Annotated in this window: 3 protein-coding genes; all 3 read left to right on the top strand. The window is 64.3% G+C overall.

What is annotated here, in order from left to right; genetic code table 11:
* The coding region (locus ED92_RS18795) for a hypothetical protein (RefSeq protein ID WP_037340459.1) at positions 1-779 on the top strand (779 nt) is incomplete at its 5' end.
* Complete coding sequence (locus ED92_RS18790; protein WP_037340458.1) at positions 770-2,413, top strand: hypothetical protein; 1,644 nt, start codon at positions 770-772, stop codon at positions 2,411-2,413. The genes ED92_RS18795 and ED92_RS18790, both read left to right, overlap by 10 nt.
* Positions 2,410-7,941, top strand: a complete 5,532-nt coding sequence (locus tag ED92_RS18785) for a hypothetical protein (protein WP_052120749.1) — start codon at positions 2,410-2,412, stop codon at positions 7,939-7,941. Before ED92_RS18790 ends, ED92_RS18785 begins: the two co-directional genes overlap by 4 nt.
* The last annotated feature ends 698 nt before the right edge of the window (positions 7,942-8,639 follow it).

Here is an 8,639-nt window from a genome sequence, read left to right as displayed (position 1 = left end):
CCGGGTTGATCGACGATCGCGCCATGGTCGTCATCGACGGACGTACCGACCGAGACCGGCAGCTGATCGCGGCGCAGTTCGCACGGCTGGCGCGGTCCACCTCTGCGTTGCCGGACGAGGTCCTAGCACACCGCCGCTACCTGGACGCGGCCCGGCGGCTGCTCTATTTCGAACTGCGTGACGACACACGGGCCGAACGCATGCTGCCTTACCCATCCGCGCTGCGGTTCCTTCGTCTGCTCGCCTCGCCGACGGCCGCTGCGATGGCCCGTGACGAGCTGCTGTATGCGCTCAACCGGGGAGAGGGGCTAGCCGCGCCGGATCGAATCGGGGAGGCCTTGGCGCTGAAGCTACGGGAGGTGCCACACGGCACAGTACGCAGCTTCCGGCTTTTCCCCGCAGAGGGCTTCATCCTGGAGCCTGAGGATTCCCCGGTCTCGACGTACATCGAAGGCAGCCGGACAGCTCTCCGGCTGCGCTACCGAGATCCTGATGGGCGGCAGGGCGCAGAGGCCGAGCTGGCCATCGGACTCGAATTGTTCGAGCTGCTGCAGCGCTTCGCCCAGGGGTACCGGCCCGGCATCTCTGACATGCAGGGACAGCAGCTCGCCCTCGCCGTATTCAAGAACCGGCTGGCGTCAGTCCCGTACCAGGAGGTGCTCCTCACTGCTCACGGGCACGATTTGCGTCGGGTCCACCGCACCGCGGACCATGTGCTGCACATGGAGGACCTATCTGTCGTGTCCGGTGACAGGGCGGAGGAGGAGACATGGCGCTGACCGGCGTGCACGGCAAGTTCCATCACCCCGGAGTAAGCCGGCTCGACTACAAAACCCTCCACATGGACCGAGTCCTTACCGCTTTTCTGGCACGCCTGTGGCACCACGGTCTGCCGAGCAAACTCAGCCGCGCCGGTGACCTCGCCGTCGATGACTTCGTGGATCTCTTCATGACCAACCCTGATGTGTTCGAGGGGTTCGATCGGGACACGACGACGCGTTGGACGAGCACACATCTGATGGACCTGGTCAACCGGGGCGGGGCGAACGAAGCAGTGGCGGGTCCGCGGCCGCTGCACGGCTTCACCTACCGTTTCCGCAACAGCCGCAAGTCCCGTCCGTACGGCGCCGATGAACAGCTCTACGAGATGCTCGCCGAGACGCCTGGCGTGCTACAGGAGCTGCAGTCGTTCTTCTTCTCCGACGTGGACCGGACCACCGGTGCGATCAAACCGGGTCCGGACACTGACGTGGAGACGCAGGCGCTGCTGCACCTGGTGAGCAAGGCATACGACAAGGTCGAGGACCGACCTGACACGAGCAAACCCCGGAGGCCGTACCCAACGCTGTGCCGGGAGCCTGCGCGGCTGCTCGCGGAGGATGTCATGCGGCTGCTCTACCACCAGGAGCACATGCCGCGCACAGTCCTTGTGGAGTACTTGAAGGTGCTGTTCGCTTTCCATCTGGCGCTCTACCACCTGCGGATGATCAAGCTGCTGCCGAAGGCGGTCGACGCGGGCGCCGTGGACGCCTCGTGCGCGAGTGGGCACAAGGGAGCGGACGCGGCCCACCAATGTCCCTACCGGGTCCGGCTTTTCGTAGACGTCGAGGGTGTCCCCGATACCTCGGCTGCCGCCCTCGCAGAGCACAGCGCCGACGTGTGGTATAGCCGCATCCAGCGATTCGTCAAAGCCACGTTCGAGGTGAAGAAGCTGGACGAGTTCGCCGAGCACCTGATGACCAAGCGTCGCAAGCTCACCGCTCCCCAGGGGCGTTCATACTTCTCGGCCGCCGAAGTGCTGACCCTGCTGGGTAAGGCCTACAGGAGCGAGCGAGACAACTTCTTCGACCAACGTGTGAACGGTGTGCTAGATGACGAGACCGAACTGCCCGCCGAGGTACGGCGGATCGTGGACCTGGGCCTCACCCCGTTCGACGAGTACATCGAGATGCTGCTGCACTACAAGGGCCGCTACCACCGCAGTTATATCGTCGACTGCCTGGACTCCTTGTTGCTGAAGAACCGGCCTGGCGCATTGCTGGCCCAGCCGCGAGGCACCCGGGGCGAGCGCCGCTTCGTCCTCGACGCACGGCTGCTGGAAGTACTGCTGCAGATCTCGCTGCTGCGTCCGGGACCGACCGGAAATCTGTCGACCGCGCCCATGCGCGTCGACGAGTTCCTCGCCGTGCTGCGCGGGCGATACGGCTTGTACGTCGACCAACTGCCCGGCACAGACGGCTTCGCGGGCGCCGACTTGGACGACCAGGCAGCGCTGCGCGCCAACTCCGCAGCTTTCCTCAATCGCCTCCGCGAGATCGGCTACTACCAAGACATGTCAGACGCATATCTGACGCAGACCATCACGCCCCGCTATTCCATGGGAACGATGCCCGGGATGGAGGCGGTCCTGTGAGCACCGTGGGACTGACCGAGCCGAGCGCTGCGGATCTGCGCGACGCGTTGGAGAGTGTGCTGGTCCCACGGCTCACAGGCCTGCTCACGCAGCGGGCTGCGGGCCACTGCGTGCGGGTGACCGACGTGGATTCCGCGCTCGCGGCACGGCTGGTGCGGCGGCTCAGAAGCGCCAACGGCACAGGTGCCGAGGTGTGTCTACTGGGTGCGGCGCGGGACACTGAGAAAGGCAGCGAGCTGCGGGACGTCACGGTGACCAGCACCAAACTGGTCGAGTTACGCAACCGGACGGAGCAGCCCCAGACGACGGGCGCTCCCGGCCCTCTGCTCGTCTTCGTACCACCGGGGCTCAGGGCCAGTGCTGAGGATTCTTTCGGCATCGCGACCTTCGAGGAGATCTCCCTCGGTGACAGCTATGACCTCCTCGCCGCGAGGTTGCTAGACGAGGTGCCGGCCATGCTGCGTCCCAGCGTGGAGGAGTTGCTCGCGGTCCTCAGCGAGGCCCCCGACCAACGCTTGGGCGCTCGGGCCCGGGCCACCTACCTGCTCACACTCAAGGCCAACGGTTATGGGGAGCAGGCGGCCGGGGCCGCGGTCTTCCACTTTGGCTTGGTTCCGGACTTCGAGCTGTTCGCTCAGCCCGGCGAGGTGCGTGAGCGGACCGTCCGCAATCGCGAACTTGTCGACAAGCTGACCGAGTCCACCCGCTCTGAGCGTCAGAGCGTGCTGGAACTCGGGCTCACCGACTCGGAGTTCGCCAGCCGTCTGGCCGGGTTCGCGGCCCGCTGCGGACTGGAGGATCGCGTCGCCTGGACGCGGCGCATCGTCGTTGACCGTGAAAACTGGGCGCTTTCCTTCGGCAACTGGCGCCTCGACGACCGGCGACGCGCGTCTGTCTCCATCGATATGCAGGAGCTCGGGCTGCCGCACTCGGGGGACGTACCGGATGACCTGGCCGAATACCCAGCGTTGTCCGCCATAGCGGGCCAGCCCTACCTGCTGGCAGGGCCGAAGGGTGTCAGCGAGCTCGTCGCCCGCTTCACGGTCCAGCCTGACCCCCGCAAAGTGGAGGGGCTCGCCCGGTTCCGTGTGGAGATTGCGTCGGAGAAGTCCGGGCCGATTGGCCGAAGCACGCACGTCTCGGTAGGGAAAGTGGCCAAGGCGGAGTACAAGGCGGCGCTGCGCAAGCTAACGAAGATTGACTGGGATGAGGGCTGGCACTACGTCACCGTCACCCCACTCGACGACCAGGCGCAGCCACTCGCTGTCGAGTCGTGCAGCGACGACATGCCGGGCGGCGAGAGCGAGCGGTTCTATATCGTACCCGACGCAGAGACGGAGGAACCGCCGGAGCGCACCGCCGGCCGGTACGAGGGTGTCGTACAAGCACTGCGCGACCTTCAGTTCCACGCCTTGGCCAACGGCGATGACCCGACGCGTGTCGCGCTCGGCGAAGTACGCTGGAAAGTCGGCTCCGGGCGCGCCCAGCAGCGGACGCTCAGTGCCAGAATCAATGCCACCGGGCAAGTGGACATCCGCCTCTCGCCCACCCTCACCACGCTCCAGCAGCGGATCCTCGCGGCGGCGAACCGACCAGGGCTGTGGCAACTCAGCCTGGGCCCGGACGGCGTGAGAGAACCTGTACTTGATGCCGACGACGGCCTCATGGTCTCGCTAACCGGCCGTAGAGCCGAAGCCTTCGACGCATTCCTCGCCGCGAGGCAGGCGTACTTCTCCGCACTCCGCGGCGAGGACGATCCCACGGCGCATCAGAATCTTCTGATCACCGAGGCTGTCGACTTCTCAGCGGTCCGCACCGAACTCGCTGTATACGCGGAGGCATACACCGAACTCATCGCGGCTCAACTGCAACACCTGGAGCAGGCCGCGGACACGGAGAGAGCCACGGTTCTCATCCGTCTTGCCCAACTGCTGCAGATCGACTGCGTGGCGGTGACGCTCACCGACGGGCTCGGACAGCGCCACCGCATCCTGCTGGTCTCTCCCACGCACCCTCTGCGCGCTCTGTGGCTGGCGACCTGGTCAGCGCTAGGAGTCGACTGGATCACCCGGTTGGCCGGGGCCGACCGGGGCCAGATCATCGCCGCTCGCAGCTCACTGATGGACGAGCTGTCCTCGCTGGGTTTTCCCTTCGTGGTGCCGCGGCGGGATGGGCGCCTCCTGGTAGCTGCCGAAAACGTCACTCCATACTGGGGTGCCTATCTGCCCAGCGAGGTTGAAGACCCGCGCGGTCTCCTGGGTCAACTAGTATCGACACTGCGACTGCCGACCACGACGTCCGACACCGGTGCCGGAGCCACGGGCCTGTCCGGCGCACAACTCGCGGACCGTGTAGAGCGTTACGTCCGCCTGCATCCCTACGTCCACACCCTCGTCATGAACGTGGTCAACGCGGGACGCGGCGAGCTGCTCGCCGACATGCTGTTGGAGCTGCAGCGGCGGGACGTAACGCGCTCTCTCCGCTTCGACCTGCGTCTGTGTGTCGGCGATCCCGAGGCCCCGGAAGCAGGAGCGGCGCTCGCCGAGCTGCTGCGGGCGGAGGCGCAAGTGTCGGCCCCCGAGGCTGAGGCATTCCTCAATCCCGCTGGGGGTGCGCTTCAGGCAAAACTCGCCTTCTCCATCCGGGCGGTGAACGAATTTACCGCCAATCCGGGCGACTTCGATGCACACCTGACCGTTCTCATCGACGCCTTCGGCGGCGAGCAACTCGGTTCCACTCAGCACCAGGACATTGCCTATGCGCCGATCCACGGGCTGGTACAGGCGATGGCCTCTCGGTACGTGGAGAACGACCAGCAGGTCGCGTGGCACAAGTTCCCCCGATTTGGGGAAGCATCGGCGTTGGACGACGCGGAGGATCTCACCGTGCTTCTCGGCCGCCTCCCCGCGCTCATGGCCTCGGCGGCCGCGAGTGTGGCCACCGCAGGTCGCGCACCGCGGCATGTCCCCTGCACTGTACTGGCCCTGGACACTGCGGACCGCGCTCTGCTATACCACGCCCACCAGGTCAGTGACTGGGTTGTCACCGTCGACCGCACCTTCGGGCTCGAGTACTTTGACCACTCCGGCAGTGACGGACGCCTCGAATACGTCATCGACTACGCACCACAAGCGGGCGGCACCCTGGGCCACCAAATCATGGTCAGTTCCAAATCCGTGGACGAACTACGCGCCTTACTTCGGCCGGTCGCCGAAGATCACGGCCTGGATGTCGACCAGCGTCATCTTCACACGTTTTTCGACCAATTGCGGCTGCTGTCCGGGAATCTGGCCTTCAAACTGGCCTCCGCCGCCCCCACGCAACGCACAGAAGTCCTCGGCCTATCACTCGCCCGTCTCTACCTCGACTACCAGGGGGTTCTCACCAACCAGATTGTCGTCCCTCTGGACGCGCACCCCGAGCTTTATCGGGAAGTACGCCGTCAGGTACGAGAACTGGGAAACTCTCTCTCCTTCCACCGCAGCGACCTGGCACTGTTCCACCTTGATGAATCGCAAAAGACGATCACCTGCCGCCTAGTCGAGGTCAAGTGCTATACCGCCCTGAACGACATCAGCGCATATCAGCAACTCAAGGTGAAGGTCGCTGAACAGTTGGAACGCAGCCAGGACGTCCTCGCTTCCGCCTTTGACCCGCATCGCAGTGCTCCGGACCGTGTCGACCGCAGCGTGAAGAACCTCGCACTCAGCTCCCTACTCCGCTTCTATCTGGCGCGCGCCTTCCGCCATGGCACGATGGGCAACGCCCCATACGAGGCAGCGCTTCGTCTTCTAGGCCGCCTCGACGAGGGCTACACGCTGCAGTTCACCCGCAGCGGGCTGATCTTCGACCTTGCTCGACCAGGTACCGATCGCGAACTCGACCACGCTGCCGAGTTCCATCGAATCGGCCGCGACCTGATCAAGGAACTAGTCGACGCGATTCCGACCGTCCAACCTCAGAACCTTGAACAGTCCAATGGCGTTCCCGGAGGCAGCGAAGGGGGGTCTTCTACCACCCTGTCGCGGCTCAATTTGACAGTGCCCCGGATTGCCGATGCCGCCTTCCGTGCGCCAGAAGCCGAAGCCACACCCAGCCCACCGGCACCGGCTCAAGAAGCGTCCGCGCCCCCAGAGCTGCCGGAGACGACATCAAAAACGGCTGCTAACGACATCATTCCCGGCTCCGATCAGCCGATCCCGCCGGCCGCACCGAGCAATTCGAGCCAACAAGGGGCGAGGCCAGAGCCCACTCCATCGTCCACGGTCGCCAAGTCTGAGGTGCTTCAGCACGTGTTGACCGCCGAGGCGCCTCTGGCAATCCCAGCACTAGTTCCGGACGCGTTCCTCGGCGTCATGCGCCCGTCTGCGCAGTACGGCGTATTCGGTGACGTCGCTGGCCGGACCATCGCACTCGATCTCAACGAAACGCACACCATCAGTCTGTTCGGCGTTCAGGGCGGCGGCAAAAGTTACACCTTGGGTAGCGTCATGGAAATGGCGTCGCTCCAGGCATCCCCTGTAAACGAGCTACCGCATCCGCTGGCGACAGTGGTATTCCACTACAGTCAGACGCAGGACTACGCGCCTGAGTTCACGTCCATGGCATACCCAAACGACGACGAGGCACAACTCCGAACCCTCAAGGAACGCTACGGCGCAGAGCCCAAGGCTCTTCGAGATGTCCTACTCCTCGTGCCAGCGGCCCAGCTTGCAGAGCGGCGGGCCACATACCCAGGTATCGAGGTGCAGCCTCTTACCTTCGCATCGAACGAGCTACAGGCCGCGCATTGGCGCTTCCTCATGGGAGCGGTCGGCAATCAGTCCATCTATATCCGCCAACTCACACGGATCATGCGAGCGCACCGTGACAATCTGAACCTGACGGCCATCCGGCAGGGCGTAGAGGAGTCCGAACTACCTGACAACCTGAAGCGGTTGGCACAGGAGCGACTCAACCTCGCCGCCGAGTACATTGACGACACCACGCGCTTGACCAACCTGGTCCGGCCGGGCCGGCTGATCATCGTCGACCTGCGCGACGAGTTCATCGCGAAGGACGAAGCACTCGGCCTGTTCGTCGTCCTCATGCAGCTGTTCGCGGAAGCGCACGACGGCGGCGCGCACTTCAACAAACTCGTCGTCTTTGACGAGGCACACAAATACATTGACAGCCCGGATCTGGTGGCGGGACTGGTCGAGACGGTCCGAGAGATGCGGCATAAGGGAATGAGTGTCCTGGTCGCCAGCCAGGATCCGCCCTCAGTTCCGATCTCCCTGATCGAGCTCTCTGACCACATCATTCTGCATAAGTTCACCTCCCCCGCGTGGCTCAAGCATCTGCAGAAGGCCAATGCCTCACTCTCCACGCTCAGTTCCGAGCAGATGTCGCGACTACAGCCGGGCGAAGCCTACGTGTGGGCCAGCAAAGCCACCGACCCGGCATTCACGCACGGAGCTATACGCATCCGATGCCGACCACGAGTCACCAAACATGGTGGAGCCACGAAGACAGCCAGCGGCTTGTAGTCAGCTCAGAGATCTGTCGCATTGTCACCAATAAGGGTCCTTGTCATCCGTGCACACCAACGGAAGGTATGCCGAGCCGAGTGCATCCGCGGCAACTTGAGCCACCACAAGGTCACCACGCCGACTTGGCCGAAGCAGCGCCACATACGCGCTGCTGGAAATAATCAAACAGTAACGAATCCAACACGGCGGTCACAGATCCTTCCAACACTCGTCCGAGCCAAGTACCAGATCGGCGCCGCGCGCCGAGTTCGCGAAAGTCCGCGGGTGACCCACGAGCTCGTGAGCTTTGTCTCAAAAGCACTTCAGATTCGAGAGCACGCGCATCGCCGCCAGCTTGACTGGTGATGTACCACAGGCGCCAAGTCAGGCAGGCAGGCCTCGACTCTCGTCCTGATGGCGGCGTATTGGCAGCTCAGCCTGCAAGGCGCGCACACCGAACCATGGCCAACAAGTGCGGGTACCCAGACCTCGTCCTCACACGAGCCATGCTCTCGGGTGTCATCACACCCCACGAAACCGACCTCTCCTCCGATGTCCTCTTCGACCACAGAGACCGGTCAACCGCAGCCAAGCGGCGCGGTCGCATGACCACATTTCTGGCGCTGCGTGCACCGGAGTGGCAGACGTACGCAGCATGCGCGAAACGCAGGGGAGGAAGTCGACTGGATCGACGCCGAGTCAAGCAGCGGGGCGGC

The organism is Amycolatopsis sp. MJM2582 (assembly GCF_000754115.1).
GTDB lineage: Bacteria > Actinomycetota > Actinomycetes > Mycobacteriales > Pseudonocardiaceae > Amycolatopsis > Amycolatopsis japonica.
The sequence above is the reverse complement of the archived record's forward strand: the minus strand, read 5'-3'. Positions and strand labels throughout refer to the sequence as shown.